The following is a 15835-nucleotide window of genomic DNA, read 5'->3' on the forward strand; positions in this document are numbered from 1 at the left end:
TAGGAGCGGGTTCACCCGCGAAGAGGCCGGGCCTGCTGGCCAATTTCCACCCGCCGTTCACCGTTGCCGCCGCTACCGTATTCGCGGGTAAACCCGCTCCTACGCCGGATTGGTGGTGGACACATGTTGGTGGCTGGGCATAGGCCGTCGTAGGAGCGGGTTCACCCGCGAAGAGGCCATCAAACCCCATGCAAAAAAATCAAATTTTTTCTGTTTGCCCCTTGAAAGCGTTTCCCTCGGCCATATCTTTTGAGTACGCGATGCCGAAGCCGGGTCGCGTAATGACTTACTTGCTGAATCTCAGGAGTTTATGACCATGACTACTGCTTTCTCTCTTGCTCCACTGTTCCGTCATTCCGTTGGTTTCGACCGTTTCAACGACCTGTTCGAATCCGCGGCACGTAACGAGGCCGGTAGCAGCTACCCGCCCTATAACGTGGAAAAGCATGGCGATGACCACTACCGCATCGTGGTTGCTGCAGCTGGTTTCCAGGAAGAGGACCTCGACCTGCAGGTCGAAAAAGGTGTCCTGACCGTGACCGGTGGCAAGCGCGACAATAGCGCCGCTGAAGTGACCTACCTGCACCAGGGTATCGCACAACGCGCCTTCAAGCTGTCGTTCCGCCTGGCAGATCACATCGAAGTGAAGGCTGCCGGCCTGGCCAATGGCCTGCTCAGCATCGACCTGCTGCGCATCGTGCCTGAAGAAGCCAAGGCCAAGCGCATTCCGATCAATAGCGAAAAACCAGCGCTGAACTGACCGCGCAGCAATGAAAAAGGGCACCTCCAGAGGTGCCCTTTTTCGTGCTTCTCACGCGGTCCCAGGTAGGTGCGCGGCCGTCATGCGATCAGTAATCTGCCGGCGCCTCCAGCAACATCTGCCGAAACTCCAGCAACGGCAATGGCCGGCTGTGCAGATAACCCTGGTACAGATGGCACCCCAGCCGCTCGAGAAACGCCAGCTGTTCGGTCAGCTCTACCCCTTCGGCAATCACCGCCAGGTCCAGACTGCGCGCCATGGCGACAATGGCGCGGACAATTTCTGCGTCGTTGGGGTCGACCGGTGCATCGCGCACGAAGCTCTGGTCGATTTTCAGCGCATCGACCGGCAGGCGCTTCAGGTAAGTCAGCGAGGAATAGCCGGTGCCGAAGTCATCCATGGCAAAACTTACCCCGTAGCGCTTCAGCTCGCGCATCTTGCTGATGGTGTCTTCCAGGTTCTGGATGACGATGCCCTCCGTGATTTCCAGCGTCAGCATCTGCCGCGGCAGGCGGTAATCGTCCAGGCTGCGCAGCACCCGCCCGACAAAGTCGTTCTGGCGGAACTGTCGCGGGCTTATGTTCACGCACAGGCTGAAATCATCAGCGTCGATCAACCCGTCGGTGAGCATGCGGGCGCAGGCGTCGCAGGCTTCGTCGAGAATCCAGCTGCCAACTTCCAGGATCAGGCCGCTTTCTTCCAGTACCTGAATGAACTGCGAGGGCGGTTGCTGGCCCAGTAGCGGGTGGTGCCAGCGCAGCAGTACTTCAGCACCGACGATGCGGTTGTCGCGGGCATCCACCTGCGGCTGGAAGTGCAGCGCCAGTTCGCCACGGGCCAGGGCCAGGCGCAGGTCGTTTTCCATGCGCAGGCGCTCGCTGGCGGCCTTCTGCATGGTGGTGTGGAACAGCTGTGTGGTGTTGCGACCGGAGTCCTTGGCCCGGTACAGGGCGATATCGGCACGCTTGAGCAGGTCGGCCGGTGTGGTGCCGTGGTCGGGGATCAGCGCCACGCCGATGCTGGGCGTTACCTGCAGGCGCTGGCCATCCAGTGACATTGGCTCGGCCAGCAGTTCGCGCAGGGTGTCGGCCAGCTCGCGCACTTTCTCTTCCACGTGTTCGCGGCTCCCTTCCAGGCCGCTGAGCAGCACCACGAATTCGTCGCCCCCCAGGCGCGCCACGGTGTCCTCCAGGCGCACGCTGGCCTCAAGGCGGGCGGTGATGATCTTCAGCACAGTGTCGCCCACCGGGTGGCCCAGCGAGTCGTTGATGTGCTTGAAGTGGTCGAGGTCAAGGAACAGCAGGGCGCCACGCAGGTTATGGCGCTTGAGCAGGGCGATCTGCTGGCTCAGGCGGTCCATCAGCAAGGCGCGGTTGGGCAGGTTGGTCAACGGGTCGTGATAGGCCAGGTGGCGTATCTGCGCCTGGGCGTTCTTCAGCTGGCTGACGTCGCGGGCGGTCAGCAGCAGGCAATCCACTTCGTTGAGGGTGATCGGTTCCACCGAAACCTCGACCGTGAGGATATCGCCACGCTTGTTGCGTCCGAGCATCTCGCGGTGGTGTACCCGACCGCGCTCGTGCAATTCGGCCAGCAGCGCGCTGCGCTGCTTGTCGTCGGCCCAGATGCCGATCTCATACACCGTGTGGCCGATCACGTCGGCAGTGCTGTAGCCGGTCAGGCGGCAGAAGCCGTCGTTGATTTCCAGGTAGCGGCCGCTGTGGCGTTCGGTGATGGTGATGGCGTCGGGGCTGGAGTGGAAGGCCTTGGCGAACTTCTCCTCGCTGGACTTCAGCGCGGCTTCGGCGCGTTGTTGCTGGGTGATGTCGCGCAGGGTGGTCACGCTGCAGGGCTGGTCGTCGACGGTGATCAGGCGGCTGGAAATCACACAGGTCATCGGGGCGCCATTGCGGTGGTTGAGTACCACGGCGACGTTGCTCAAGGCCTGTTCGCGGATCACCTGCTCGATACGTTTGGCGCGCTCGACGGACTCGGCCCACAGGCCGATTTCCTCTGCGGTACGCCCAAGCACCTGCTCGCTGCTCCAGCCGAAGGTCTGGGTGAACGCCGGATTGATCTCGATGAACTGGCCAGTGTCCTGGCGGGTGACGCAGATCGGGTCGGGGCTGACCTGGAACAGGCTGGCAAACTTCTCTTCCGAGGCGCTCAGGCGCTGTTCGCGCTCCACCTGATCGGTGATGTCGAGCAAGGTGCCCGCCATGCGCAGGGGCATGCCCTGGTCGTCGCGGTACAGCCGCGCGCGGCTTTCGATGTAGCGTGAAGTGCCGTTTTCCAACTGCACCCGGTAGGTGATCTGATAGTTGCCGGCAGGCCCTTCGCGCAGGCTGCGGTAGGCCTGTCGCATCGAGTTGCGCTCTTGCTCCGGCACACCTTCGAAGAACGCATCGAACGATTCATGAAAAGGGATGGGCGGCAAGCCATGCAGCTGCGCCGCGCGGGCTGAGCCGTAGAGCATGCCGCTTGGGATGTGCCAGTCCCAGGTGCCCAGTTGCGCCGAGTCCAGGGCCAGGTCCAGCCGCTCCTGGCTGTCCTTCAGGGCCTGTTCGGCGCGCTTGCGTTCGGTGGTGTCGACGAATGTACTGATCAGGAAGGTCACGCCTTCCAGCTCGATGCCCTGGGTGCACAGGATGCCGTCATGCACCTTGCCGCTGGTCGCGCGAAATTGCACCTCCATGATCAGCGGGCCGCCGTTGGCGCGGGTCGACTCCATGATCTGGTGGCGCTGTTCGGGGTTGACCCACAGGCCCAGTTCCAGGCTGGTCTTGCCGATCACCTGGCTGCCGGGCCAGCCGAACATGTTTTCGAAGTGCTGGTTGACCTCGAAGATCATGCCATCGTGGCGACGGGTCAGCAAAATGGCGTTGGGGCTCAGGTGGAACAGCGTGGCGAAGCGCTTTTCCGAATTGATCAGTGCTGTTTCCCGTTCGCGCTGGCGGGTGATCTCGCGGATCACGCCGATCATCTGCGGTCGGCCGTGCGGGTCGTGGGTCAGGCTGCCGTTGATCTCCAGCCAGTGCAGGCTGCCGTCCGGCCAGCGGATACGGTGGCGCATGGCTTGCTCCACCGGCTCGCCATTGACCACCGCCTGGAACACCTGACGCGTGCGGGCGCGGTCCTCCTCGGGCAGCAGGTCGAGGTAATCGATATCGGCGGGCAGTGGCCGTTGTGGATCGAAACCGAACAGGGCCTGGGTGCCCCGCGACCAACTGACCCTGCCGCTTTCGATATCCCATAGCCAGGCACCCAGGCGCGCACCGTTGAGCGCTGCCAGCAGTTGCGGGGCGTTCTGCCAGGCCTGCTCGGACTCCTGGGGATCAGCTGCAGGTATTCGCGGCAGGCGCAAAAAGCGGTTTGCTGATTTGGGCATCGGTACCAGACCTTTGGCGTATGACGTGTCCTTGGAATCGGAATAGCTGACAGCCAGTCAGGTGGGCCTTGAGTGGCTGTCGAGCAGGGCCATGAATGCCCTGGCCGCATTCGATAGCGTACGCTCCGTGTGCAGAATGTAGCCTAGCTGGCGCGACAGCTGTATGCCGGGCAAAGCGATGGGTGAAACCTGTTCGTCGAGCATGGTGCGTGGCAGCACGCTCCAGGCCAGGCCGATCGACACCATCATCTTGATGGTTTCCAGGTAGTTGGTGCTCATGGCGATGTTCGGCGTCAGGCCCTGGCTTTCGAACAGACGCTGGACAATATGGTGGGTAAAGGTATTGCCGCCGGGAAATACCGCCGGGTGGCGGGCGACGTCAGCCAGGCTGACCGCCTGGTTGTTGGCCAGCGGGTGCTCGGGGGCGGCGACAAAGTCCAGGGCGTCATCCCACACCGGCACGGCCTTGACCAAGTGGTGTGGCTCGGGCGCCAGGGTGATCACGGCGATTTCGGCGCGGCCATGCAGAATCTCGTCGTAGGCCTGTTCCGAATCCATGAACTGAATATCCAGTGCCACTGCCGGGTACTGGCGGGTGAAAACCCGTAGTAGCGGGGGCAGGCGGTGCAGGCCGATGTGGTGGCTGGTGGCCAGGGTCAGGCGACCGCTCACGGCCCCGGTCAGATTGGTCAGCGCCCGTCGGGTATCATCCAGGACGTTGAGGATTTGGTAGGCCCGCGGCAGCAGTGCGCGCCCGGCTTCAGTCAGGGTTACTTCGCGGCCCAGGCGGTCGAACAGGCGCACGTCCAGTTGCTGCTCCAGGCCGGCGATGCGTTTGCTGATGGCCGGCTGGGTCAGGAACAGGCGTTCGGCTGCGCCGGAAAAGCTACCGGTTTCGGCAATGGCGATGAAGGCGCTGAGGTTGGCCAGGTCCATGGTGTCGTATTCCTTTGGGTTATCCAAAGCATAAAAATTATGAATTTGAGTTATTCAATCTAACCCCCTAGCATCGTCCGTACAAGCCAAGGGGTCTTTGGCATAGAAAGACGCTGATGAGGAACAGTCTGATGGCTGGCAAAACGCTCTACGACAAACTCTGGGAAGCCCATGAGGTCAAGCGCCGTGATGACGGCTCGTCCTTGATCTACATCGACCGCCACATCATCCACGAAGTGACGTCGCCCCAGGCCTTCGAAGGCCTGCGCCTGGCCAATCGCAAACCGTGGCGTATCGACGCCAACATCGCCACGCCGGACCACAACGTACCGACCACGCCAGAGCGCAAGGGCGGTATCGAGGCGATCGTCGACCAGGTTTCGCGCCTGCAAGTACAGACCCTCGACGAGAACTGTGACGAATACGGCATCGTCGAATTCAAGATGAATGACGAGCGCCAGGGCATCGTCCACGTCATCAGCCCGGAGCAGGGCGCCACCTTGCCGGGCATGACCGTGGTCTGCGGTGACTCGCACACCTCCACCCACGGCGCTTTCGGTGCCCTGGCCCACGGCATCGGCACCTCCGAGGTCGAGCACGTGCTCGCCACCCAGTGCCTGGTCGCCAAGAAGATGAAGAACATGCTGGTGCGCGTGGAAGGCCAATTGCCGGCCGGCGTCACCGCCAAGGATATCGTCCTGGCCGTGATCGGCAAGATCGGCACTGCCGGTGGCAACGGTCACGCCATGGAATTCGCTGGCAGTGCCATTCGCGAATTGTCGATGGAAGGCCGCATGACCATCTGCAACATGTCCATCGAAGCCGGTGCCCGTGTGGGCCTGGTGGCGACCGATGCCACTACCGTTGCCTACGTCGAAGGGCGCCCGTACGCGCCGAAGGGCGAGCAGTGGAAGCAAGCGGTCGAATCGTGGAAAGACCTGGTGTCGGATGACGATGCCGTATTCGACACCGTGGTCGAGCTGGATGCCAGCCAGATCAAGCCACAGGTCAGCTGGGGCACTTCGCCCGAGATGGTTCTGGCCGTCGACCAGCGCGTACCGGATCCGGCGGCCGAAGCCGACCTGGTCAAGCGTGGTTCGATCGAGCGTGCCTTGAAGTACATGGGGCTGACCGCCAACCAGGCGATCACCGACATCAAGTTGGACCGTGTGTTCATCGGCTCGTGCACCAACTCGCGAATCGAGGACCTGCGCGCTGCGGCGGAAATCGCCAAGGGTCGCAAGGTGGCCGCCAGCGTCAAGCAAGCTATCGTCGTGCCAGGTTCGGGCCTGGTCAAGGCCCAGGCCGAGCGTGAAGGCCTGGACAAGATCTTCCTCGAAGCCGGTTTCGAATGGCGTGAACCAGGCTGCTCGATGTGCCTGGCGATGAATCCGGACCGCCTTGAAAGCGGCGAGCACTGTGCGTCCACCTCCAACCGCAACTTCGAAGGCCGTCAGGGCGCCGGTGGCCGTACCCACCTGGTCAGTCCAGCCATGGCCGCCGCTGCTGCTGTAGCGGGCCACTTCATCGATGTTCGCGAGTTGATCCAAGGGAGCGCAGCATGAAAGCCTTTACCCAGCACACTGGCCTCGTCGCACCGTTGGACCGTGCCAACGTCGACACCGACCAGATCATCCCAAAGCAGTTCTTGAAGTCGATCAAGCGCACCGGCTTTGGCCCGAACCTGTTTGACGAGTGGCGTTATCTGGACGTGGGTCAGCCCTACCAGGACAACAGCAAGCGCCCGCTCAACGAAGAGTTCGTGCTCAACCACGCGCGCTACCAGGGCGCCAGCGTGTTGCTGGCGCGGGAAAACTTTGGTTGCGGCTCCAGCCGTGAGCATGCCCCTTGGGCGCTGGACGAGTACGGCTTCCGCAGCATCATTGCGCCAAGCTTTGCCGACATTTTCTTCAACAACAGCTTCAAGAACGGCTTGCTGCCGATCATTCTGAGCGATGAGGAAGTCGACGAGCTGTTCAAGCAGGTCGAAGCCAACCCGGGCTACCAGCTGACCATCGACCTGCAGGCGCAGGCGGTGACCCGCCCGGATGGCAAGGTGCTGCACTTCGAAATCGATGCATTCCGCAAGCACTGCCTGCTCAACGGTCTGGACGATATCGGCCTGACCCTGCAGGACAGCGATGCGATCAAGGCCTTCGAAGCCAAGCACCGTGCCAGCCAGCCCTGGCTGTTCCGTGATGCCTGAAGTTCGTAGGTGAAAGTGCGGGCCTCTTCGCTCCTACAGAAAGTTACGCGGTCGCTGTAGGAGCGGGTTTACCCGCGAAGAGGCCGGCACAGGCAACAAAAATCTAAAGGAACGAGACATGACCAGCACCCAGCACATCGATGTGGTCCAACGCCAGTTCGGCGAGCAGGCCAGCGCCTACCTCAGCAGCGCCGTGCACGCCCAAGGCAGTGAATTCGCCCTGCTGCAGGCTGAGCTGGCAGGGCAGGCCCATGCCCGCGTGCTGGACCTGGGCTGCGGTGCCGGTCATGTCAGCTTCCACGTCGCCCCGCTGGTTGCCGAAGTGGTCGCCTACGACCTCTCGCAGTCCATGCTCGACGTGGTCGCCAGCGCCGCCGCCGAGCGTGGCCTGGCCAATATCACGACCGAACGCGGCGCTGCCGAACGCCTGCCGTTCGCCGATGCGTCGTTCGAGTTCGTCTTCAGCCGTTATTCGGCCCACCACTGGAGCGACCTGGGCCTGGCCCTGCGCGAGGTGCGCCGGGTGCTCAAGCCCGGTGGTGTGGCGGCGTTCATCGACGTGATGTCGCCGGGCAGCCCGCTGCTCGACACTTACCTGCAAACGGTCGAAGTGCTGCGCGACACCAGCCATGTGCGCGACTACTCCGCCGCCGAGTGGCAACGCCAGGTCAGCGAAGCCGGCCTGCACGTGCGCAGCCACACCCGCCAACCGTTGCGCCTGGAGTGGAGCACCTGGGTTGAGCGCATGCGCACCCCCGAGCCGATGCGCGTGGCCATCCGCCAATTGCAGCAAGCCATGGGCGAAGAAGTACGGCAGTATTACCAGATCGAGGCCGACGGCTCGTTCAGCACCGATGTGCTGGTGTTGTGGGCCGAGCGTTAAGCACTTTTCGGTGGGGCCCGCTTGGCCACGCCGCGTGAATGGATAGAGGAAAGCATGAGCAAGCAGATTCTGATTCTCCCAGGTGACGGTATCGGCCCGGAAATCATGGCCGAGGCAGTCAAGGTACTGGAGCTGGCCAACGACAAGTTCCAGCTCGGCTTAAGCCTGGCGCACGACGTGATTGGCGGTGCCGCCATCGACAAGCACGGTGTGCCGCTGGCCGACGAAACCCTGGAGCGTGCGCGCAAGGCCGATGCGGTGCTGCTGGGGGCTGTGGGCGGGCCGAAGTGGGACAAGATCGAGCGAGACATTCGCCCGGAGCGCGGCCTGCTGAAGATCCGTTCGCAACTGGGCCTGTTCGCCAACCTGCGCCCAGCCATCCTTTACCCGCAACTGGCCGATGCTTCGTCGCTGAAGCCGGAAATCGTGTCGGGCCTGGACATCCTCATCGTCCGTGAGCTGACCGGCGGCATCTACTTTGGTGCCCCGCGTGGCCAGCGCGAGCTGGAAGGTGGCGAACGCCAGGCCTACGACACCCTGCCGTACAGCGAAAGCGAAGTGCGCCGCATTGCCCGTGTCGGTTTCGACATGGCCCGTGTGCGCGGCAAGAAGCTGTGCTCGGTGGACAAGGCCAACGTTCTGGCCTCCAGCCAGCTGTGGCGTGAAGTGGTCGAAGACGTGGCCAAGGACTACCCGGACGTGGAACTGAGCCACATGTACGTCGACAACGCTGCCATGCAGCTGGTGCGTGCACCCAAACAGTTCGACGTGATGGTGACCGACAACATGTTCGGTGACATTCTGTCGGATGAAGCTTCCATGTTGACCGGTTCCATCGGCATGCTGCCTTCGGCGTCTCTGGATGCCGACAACAAAGGCATGTACGAGCCTTGCCACGGCTCGGCACCGGACATCGCGGGCCTTGGTATCGCCAACCCACTGGCGACCATTCTGTCGGTGTCGATGATGTTGCGTTACAGCTTCAATCAGTCGGCTGCCGCCGAGGCGATCGAGAAGGCCGTGAGCCTGGTTCTGGACCAGGGGCTGCGTACCGGCGACATCTTCTCGGAAGGCTGCCGCAAAGTTGGTACGCAGGAAATGGGCGACGCAGTAGTCGCAGCGCTGCGGAATCTGTAATCTCTCTGGCCCGCCCCCCAAAATTCCCGGTGGCGGCCCACTTTTAGCAAAGGTGTAGTTGCGATGAAACGTGTAGGTCTGATCGGTTGGCGCGGTATGGTCGGTTCCGTGCTCATGCAGCGGATGCTGGAGGAGCAGGATTTCGACCTTATCGAGCCGGTGTTCTTCACTACCTCCAATGTTGGTGGCCAGGGTCCGAACGTGGGCAAGGATACAGCGCCCCTCAAGGACGCTTATTCGATTGAAGAACTCAAGACCCTCGACGTGATCCTGACCTGCCAGGGCGGCGACTACACCAACGAGGTCTTCCCCAAGCTGCGTGAAGCCGGCTGGCAGGGTTACTGGATCGACGCCGCTTCGTCCCTGCGCATGCAGGATGACGCGGTGATCATCCTTGACCCGGTCAACCGCAAGGTCATCGACCAGCAGCTGGACGCCGGTACCAAGAACTACATCGGTGGCAACTGCACTGTCAGCCTGATGCTGATGGGCTTGGGTGGCCTGTTCGAGGCCGGTCTGGTCGAGTGGATGAGCGCCATGACCTACCAGGCGGCTTCGGGTGCCGGTGCGCAGAACATGCGCGAGCTGATCAAGCAGATGGGCGCTACCCACGCGGCAGTGGCCGATGACCTGGCCAATCCGGCCAGCGCCATCCTCGATATCGACCGCAAGGTTGCCGAGACCATGCGCAGCGAGGCGTTCCCGACCGAGAACTTCGGCGTGCCGCTGGCGGGCAGCCTGATCCCGTGGATCGACAAGGAACTGCCGAACGGTCAGAGCCGCGAAGAGTGGAAGGCCCAGGCCGAAACCAACAAGATCCTCGGTCGCTTCAAGAGCCCGATCCCGGTCGACGGCATCTGCGTGCGCATCGGCGCCATGCGTTGCCACAGCCAGGCGCTGACCATCAAGCTGAACAAGGACGTGCCGATCGCCGACATCGAAGGCATGATCAGCCAGCACAACCCTTGGGTGAAGCTGGTGCCGAACCAGCGTGAAATCAGCATGCAGGAACTGACCCCGACCAAGGTCACCGGCACCCTGAACATCCCGGTTGGTCGCCTGCGCAAGCTGAACATGGGTTCGCAGTACCTGGGCGCGTTCACTGTAGGTGACCAGCTGTTGTGGGGCGCCGCCGAACCGCTGCGCCGCATGTTGCGGATTCTGCTGGAGCGTTGATCGTTCAGGCTTTACCTGAAAAATACCGCACTGGTGACAGTGCGGTATTTTTTTATGCCTGAAAGTATGCTTTTGGCTCGCGGGCCTAATCGCCGGATAATTCATGCCGCTGTTTGATGGCGAAATGTCTGCTCTGACAGACCCCTTGCTCTTGCCGTTGCCGTTGCCGTTGCCGTTGCCGTTGCCGTTGCTTTTGCTTCTAAGTGCGCGGTAGTTCAGGCGACGCAGATTGCGACTTCAGGAGGCCGAGCGCAGGGCTTGCGGAGGGAGGTGACGGGCATGGATGCCCGTCAAGCGCTGGGCCCCAGGATGGGGCCTGCAGCGCGGTCCTCCCGGGAGCAAGCCCGGAGCGAGGGGACCCCGGAGCGCAGCGCAGGGGCCGGATGATGGGAGCCGACGGCTTTGGTTACTTTGGCCACGACCAAAGTAACCCGCCGGAAGGGCGGAAAGGTGAATAGGCGCCAACATCGTGAATGAATGTCTGCTTGATGTGTAAGCGTACAACCCAAAAGCTCAAAAGCTTAAGCGCCGGTTTTGATCGGGCGTACAGTCCGTTTGCGATGGCGACGCCGACTCACCTTTCCGCCCTTACGGCGGGTCCCTTTTTGTCGTGGCAAAAAGGGACCAAAAACCGTCGGCTCCCATCATCCGGCCCCTACGCTGCGCTCCGGGGTCCCCTCGCTCCGGCCTTGCTCCCGGGAGCACGCGCTGCAGGCCCCATCCTGGGGCCCAGCGCTTGACGGGCATCCATGCCCGTCATCTCCCTCCGCAATGCCTCCACTCGGCCTCCTGAAGTCGCAATCTGCGTCGCCTGGACTACCGCGCGCTTAGAAGCAAGATCAAAAGCGAGAAGCGAATTCGGTGATTGGCCGGCACCGCCGATGCATTCGGTGAGGTTCTGCCCAGTCATCTGGATAAGGATACGTCGGCATGGCTGCCCTCGGCCTGGTGTACCTGGAAGAACGCCGTTGCTCTTGCTCTTGCTTTGGCTTTTGCTTCTAAGCGCGCGGTAGTTCAGGCGACGCAGATTGCGACTTCAGGAGGCCGAGCGCAGGGCTTGCGGAGGGAGGTGACGGGCATGGATGCCCGTCAAGCGCTGGGCCCCAGGATGGGGCCTGCAGCGCGGTCCTCCCGGGAGCAAGCCCGGAGCGAGGGAACCCCGGAGCGTAGCGTAGGGGCCGAATGATGGGAGCCGACGGCTTTGGTTACTTTGGCCACGACCAAAGTAACCCGCCGGAAGGGCGGAAAGGTGACGATGCGCCACCTGCGCGAATGAATACCTACTCGGTGTGAGTGCGCACATCCAAGAAGCAAGACGCAATCGAGCAACAGCAACAGCAGCGCCGGGTGGGCACAGACAAAACCTTGCAATCCGAGTAAAGTGCCGCCCCCGCCGTTTACAGCAAAAGGATCCCTTCCATGACACACCCTTTGGATATCGCCGTCGTCGGCGCCACCGGCAGCGTCGGTGAAGCCTTGGTGCAGATCCTCGAGGAACTGGCATTCCCGGTTGCCACCCTGCACCTGCTGGCCAGCATGGAATCGGCGGGCAGCAGCGTGATGTTCGCTGGCAAGAAACTGAAGGTGCGCGAAGTCGACAGCTTCGACTTCGCCCAGGTCAAGCTGGCCTTCTTCGCCACCGGCGCCGCCGTCAGCCGCAGCTTTGCCGGCAAGGCGCTGCAGGCGGGCTGCACGGTCATCGACCTGTCCGGCGGCCTGGACGACGCCCTGGCCCTGGTGCCGGAAGCCAACGCCGAACGCCTGGCCAGCCTGTCGTTGCCAGCGCGCATTGTCAGCCCATGCTCGGCCGCAGTAGCCCTGGCCGTCGCGCTGGCGCCGCTCAAAGGCCTGCTGGACATCGAGCGGGTACAAGTGATGGCCGCGTTGGCGGTGTCGGCGCAAGGTCGTGAAGCGGTCAGCGAGCTGGCCCGGCAAACCGCCGAACTGCTCAATGCCCGCCCGCTGGAGCCGCGCTTCTTCGACCGCCAGGTGGCATTCAACCTGCTGGCCCAGGTCGGTGCTGCCGACGAGCAGGGCCATACCGCGCTGGAGCGCCGCCTGGTCAGCGAACTGCGCGTACTGTTGGGCCTGCCTGACCTGAAGATTTCCGTGAGCTGTGTTCAAGTCCCGGTGTTTTTCGGCGATAGCTTCAGTGTGGCCGTGCAAAGCCGTCGCCCGGTAGACCTGGCAGCGGTCAATCAGGCCCTGGAGGCAGCCGACAGCATCGAACGGGTGGAAAACGATGATTATCCGACCCCGGTAGGTGACGCAGTGGGCCAAGACGTGGTCTATGTTGGACGTGTACGTCACGGTGTCGATGAAGACCAGCAACTCAACCTCTGGCTAACCACTGACAACGTGCGAAAAGGCGCCGCGCTCAATGCCGTGCAAGTGGCGCAATTGTTGATTAAACACATGCCGTAAAAGATACTGGCGAGCACTTTTGTCCTGCTCCGCATGCAGGTTTCGGGACGATTCATACAAGGGAAGAGGTCATGCTTCGAATTCGCAAACTGGTTCTGGCCATGGCTGCAGCATCCGCGCTGTCGTCTGGCATGGCGAATGCGCTGGGCCTGGGGGAGCTGACCCTGAAGTCGGCACAGAATCAGCCGCTGGACGCCGAGATCGAATTGCTCGACGTGCGCGACCTCAAAGCCGCCGAGGTGGCGCCGAGCCTGGCGCCACCGGAAGAGTTCAGCAAGGCCGGGGTGGCGTTTCCGACCTACCTCGAAGACCTGACCTTCACACCGGTAATCAACCCCAACGGCAAAAGTGTGCTGCGCGTGACGTCCAGTCAGCCGCTGCCAGGTCCGGTGGTCAAGTTCCTGGTGCAGGTGATGTGGCCGCAGGGCCGTCTGCTGCGTGACTATAGTGTGCTGCTCGACCAGGCCAAGGCGCAGGGCGACAAGCCGGCGGCAGGCAATGTCACACCGGCCATGACCGGTGCCAGCAACTACACCACCCAGCGTCGCGACACCTTGTGGCAGATTGCCGCGCGTAACGCCCAGGGAGGGTCGATCCAGCAGACCATGATCGCGATCCAGGCATTGAACCCGGACGCCTTCATCGGCAACAACATCAACCAGCTGAAGGTTGGCCAGGTACTGCGCCTGCCCGACCAGCAGCAGATCCAGAGCATCGCCCAGGGCGAAGCGAACCGCGAGGTGGCCGAGCAGTATGCGGCCTGGCGTGAAGGCCGTCGCCTGGGGCCGCGTGCCCGCCAGCTGGATGCCACCCGCCGTGGCGCCGCCGAAGCTGCGCCGTCGCGTATCGCCCAGGGCGACAACCTGCGCCTGGTCAGCCCGGGCAAGCAGGCCGGTGCAGGCCAGGCCAAGGCGTTGAATGACGAGCTGGCCATGGCCCAGGAAAGCCTGGACACCAGCCGTCGCGACAACGAAGAACTGAAAAGCCGCATGGCCGACCTGCAGAGCCAGCTGGACAAGCTGCAGCGCCTGATCGAGCTGAAGAACAACCAGTTGGCACGCCTGGAAGGCCAGGGCGCAGACGCGTCGGCAGCGGCTGCCGCTACTCCGGAGCAGCCCGTGGTCAATCCGGCACCTGCTGCTGCCGATACCGCACCCAAGCCTGTGCCGGACGCCCAGCCAGCATCCGTCAGCCAGCCGAAGGGTACGCTCGATTCGGTCCTGGGCAACCCGTGGCTTTTGGGGGTGATTGCCGGTTCCAGCATTCTGGTGCTGGCACTGTTGCTGTGGCTGCTGGCGCGCAAGCGCAAAGCCCAGCAAGAAGCCGAGAAGCACCTGCGCATGGCGCGGGCGCTGGAAGAAGAGCAGGGCGCAGGTTTCGACAGCGATACCGAGAGCTTCGACGGCGTCGAAGCCCGGGAGCCTGGCGTAACCCTGTCGCCGGCTGTGGTTGCCGCTTCGGCTGCAGCTGCCGTCGCTGCGGAAAAAGTGGCAGAACCGGTCGCTGAGGCAGAACCCGAGCCTGAGCCGCAAGCAGACCCGCACGCCGCGCTGCTGGCGCAAGTTGACCAATGCCTGGCCGAAGGCCGCCTTAATCGTGCTACCGAGCTGCTGGAGCCCGCCGTGGCCGCCGCGCCGGAGCGTGACGACCTGCGCCTGAAGCTGATGGACGTGTACGCCCGTCAGGGTGACCAGAGCGCGTTCGCTGAACAGGAGCGTCAGTTGCCGGCCAGCGAGCAGAACGTTGCTGAAGTCGCCAGTCTGAAAGAGCGTTACCCCGCCATGCTCGGCCTGGCTGCTGCCGGCCTGGGTGCGGCGGCGCTGGCTGCCGAAATGGATGAGCAGTACGTGCAAGAGCTGCTGCACGATGAGCCCGAAGCGCCGGTGGTTGCCGATGTGGTGCCTGACGAGTTGTCTGGGTTCGAGCCGCAGGTGGAGGCTGAGCCAGAGGCTGTCGCGCAAGCAGAGCCTGACGCTGAGCTGGACGCCTTCGATGAAGTGCCAACGCTCGATGCAACGGACCTGGCCGAGCAGGATCTGGACAGCGCCTTCGACCTGAGCCTGGGTGAAGACCTGGCCGATCAAGACCCGCTGGCCGCGTCCGTGCTGGAAGAGTCGATCGCACAGGGGGGCGTACCCGACGAGCTGGTAATCGCTGAACCTGTGCTGGATGAGCCCGTACAGGAAGAAGCTCAGCCAGAAGAACAGCCCTTTGCCGTGGATGCCGAGCTGCAAGCCGACGCCGACGCTGATTTCGAGGCCATGCTGGCTCAGGCCGAGCCTCAGCCTGCCGTGGACCTGTCTGATTTCGACCTCGACGTCAGCGAGCCGGTTGCCCCGGCTGCCCCGGAGACGCTGGAGCAAGATCCGCTGGATGTCGCGTCCGAACTGGCTGCCTTCGACAGCGAGCCGGAGTTTGACCCGGTCTCCGAGTTCGACCTGCCATCGGACTTCGACTTGTCCCTGTCGCTGGAAGACGATTCGCCGGCCGCCAAGAGCTTTGCCTCGGAGCTCAATGACGTCAACGCCGAGTTGGACAAGCTGTCGCAGAGCCTCGAAACGCCATCGCTGGAGCCGCACTTCACCAGCGAAGACGCGGTGGCGCAGCCAGAGCCCGAGCCTCTGGATGACCTGGACTTCGACTTCTTCTCCGGCAGTGACGAAGTCGCCACCAAGCTCGACCTGGCCCGTGCCTATATCGACATGGGTGACAGCCAGGGCGCGCGTGACATCCTCGACGAAGTGGTCAAGGATGGCGACGACAGCCAGCGTCAGGAAGCCGAGGACATGCTCTCCCGGCTGGTCTGATGCAAGCAGGTCAGGCCTCTTGGCGGGCTGACCGCGCCCGCGAAGAGGCCCGCACATGCAGTGCGCAACCACCGGCAGCCCTACGAGGCTGCCGTTGTCGTTATAATCCCCGCCATTCCGT

The 15835-nt window shown here is 62.9% G+C and carries 10 protein-coding genes and 1 pseudogene; 8 read left to right on the top strand and 3 right to left on the bottom strand.

All coding sequences use genetic code 11. The annotated features are described in order from the left end of the window. Positions 1-316: 316 nt before the first annotated feature. Positions 317-760 (top strand): Hsp20 family protein, encoded by a 444-nt coding sequence (locus ACK59Z_RS08280; protein ID WP_003247188.1) that lies wholly within the window; start codon positions 317-319, stop codon positions 758-760. A gap of 88 nt (positions 761-848) precedes the next feature. Here the strand turns inward: ACK59Z_RS08280 and ACK59Z_RS08285 are convergent, their stop codons facing one another. Beyond that, a complete protein-coding gene (locus ACK59Z_RS08285; RefSeq protein WP_108190434.1) occupies positions 849-4145 on the bottom strand; it encodes a bifunctional diguanylate cyclase/phosphodiesterase in 3297 nt (1098 codons plus the stop codon). Between the two features lie 57 nt (positions 4146-4202). Next, positions 4203-5081 carry a LysR family transcriptional regulator gene (locus ACK59Z_RS08290; protein WP_108190433.1) on the bottom strand — a complete coding sequence of 293 codons (879 nt, stop codon included), beginning with the start codon at positions 5079-5081 and terminating at the stop codon, positions 4203-4205. A 131-nt stretch (positions 5082-5212) separates the two neighbouring features. Here ACK59Z_RS08290 and leuC point away from each other — a divergent pair, with 131 nt between their 5' ends. The 5 genes from leuC to asd all read left to right on the top strand — a co-directional run bounded on the left by leuC (position 5213) and on the right by asd (position 10483). Next, on the top strand, positions 5213-6646 hold the full coding sequence (gene leuC / locus ACK59Z_RS08295) for a 3-isopropylmalate dehydratase large subunit (RefSeq protein ID WP_003247191.1): 1434 nt from the start codon (positions 5213-5215) through the stop codon (positions 6644-6646). Next, entirely contained in the window at positions 6643-7287 is a 645-nt protein-coding gene (gene leuD / locus ACK59Z_RS08300; RefSeq protein ID WP_020192544.1) for a 3-isopropylmalate dehydratase small subunit, read from the top strand. The genes leuC and leuD overlap by 4 nt, the downstream gene beginning before the upstream one ends. A 118-nt stretch (positions 7288-7405) precedes the next feature. Next, a complete protein-coding gene (locus tag ACK59Z_RS08305) occupies positions 7406-8170 on the top strand; it encodes a class I SAM-dependent methyltransferase (protein WP_003247193.1) in 765 nt (254 codons plus the stop codon). A 54-nt stretch (positions 8171-8224) separates the two neighbouring features. Continuing rightward, complete coding sequence (leuB, locus tag ACK59Z_RS08310) at positions 8225-9307, top strand: 3-isopropylmalate dehydrogenase (RefSeq protein ID WP_108190432.1); 1083 nt, start codon at positions 8225-8227, stop codon at positions 9305-9307. Positions 9308-9370: 63 nt separating this feature from the next. Further along, the gene (asd, locus tag ACK59Z_RS08315; RefSeq protein ID WP_003247195.1) at positions 9371-10483 is read left to right on the top strand and encodes an aspartate-semialdehyde dehydrogenase; all 1113 of its coding nucleotides are present in this window, start codon (positions 9371-9373) and stop codon (positions 10481-10483) included. 857 nt (positions 10484-11340) lie between these two features. Here asd and ACK59Z_RS08320 read toward each other — a convergent pair. After that, positions 11341-11446, bottom strand: a pseudogene (locus ACK59Z_RS08320) (3-deoxy-7-phosphoheptulonate synthase); the annotation flags it as partial. 456 nt (positions 11447-11902) lie between these two features. Here ACK59Z_RS08320 and ACK59Z_RS08325 point away from each other — a divergent pair. Continuing rightward, a complete protein-coding gene (locus tag ACK59Z_RS08325) occupies positions 11903-12907 on the top strand; it encodes an aspartate-semialdehyde dehydrogenase (RefSeq protein ID WP_014754044.1) in 1005 nt (334 codons plus the stop codon). Positions 12908-12978: 71 nt separating this feature from the next. Next, complete coding sequence (locus ACK59Z_RS08330) at positions 12979-15714, top strand: FimV/HubP family polar landmark protein (RefSeq protein ID WP_108190931.1); 2736 nt, start codon at positions 12979-12981, stop codon at positions 15712-15714. The last annotated feature ends 121 nt before the right edge of the window (positions 15715-15835 follow it).

Origin of the sequence: Pseudomonas sp. KCJK9058 (assembly GCF_046230975.1) — a bacterium.
Lineage (GTDB): Bacteria > Pseudomonadota > Gammaproteobacteria > Pseudomonadales > Pseudomonadaceae > Aquipseudomonas > Aquipseudomonas alloputida.

Coding starts and splice junctions, on each gene's coding strand:
- ACK59Z_RS08280 (WP_003247188.1), top strand. CDS start 317: ATGACTACTGCTTTCTCTCTTGCTCCACTGTTCCGTCATTCCGTTGGT.
- ACK59Z_RS08285 (WP_108190434.1), bottom strand. CDS start 4,145: ATGCCCAAATCAGCAAACCGCTTTTTGCGCCTGCCGCGAATACCTGCA.
- ACK59Z_RS08290 (WP_108190433.1), bottom strand. CDS start 5,081: ATGGACCTGGCCAACCTCAGCGCCTTCATCGCCATTGCCGAAACCGGT.
- leuC (WP_003247191.1), top strand. CDS start 5,213: ATGGCTGGCAAAACGCTCTACGACAAACTCTGGGAAGCCCATGAGGTC.
- leuD (WP_020192544.1), top strand. CDS start 6,643: ATGAAAGCCTTTACCCAGCACACTGGCCTCGTCGCACCGTTGGACCGT.
- ACK59Z_RS08305 (WP_003247193.1), top strand. CDS start 7,406: ATGACCAGCACCCAGCACATCGATGTGGTCCAACGCCAGTTCGGCGAG.
- leuB (WP_108190432.1), top strand. CDS start 8,225: ATGAGCAAGCAGATTCTGATTCTCCCAGGTGACGGTATCGGCCCGGAA.
- asd (WP_003247195.1), top strand. CDS start 9,371: ATGAAACGTGTAGGTCTGATCGGTTGGCGCGGTATGGTCGGTTCCGTG.
- ACK59Z_RS08325 (WP_014754044.1), top strand. CDS start 11,903: ATGACACACCCTTTGGATATCGCCGTCGTCGGCGCCACCGGCAGCGTC.
- ACK59Z_RS08330 (WP_108190931.1), top strand. CDS start 12,979: ATGCTTCGAATTCGCAAACTGGTTCTGGCCATGGCTGCAGCATCCGCG.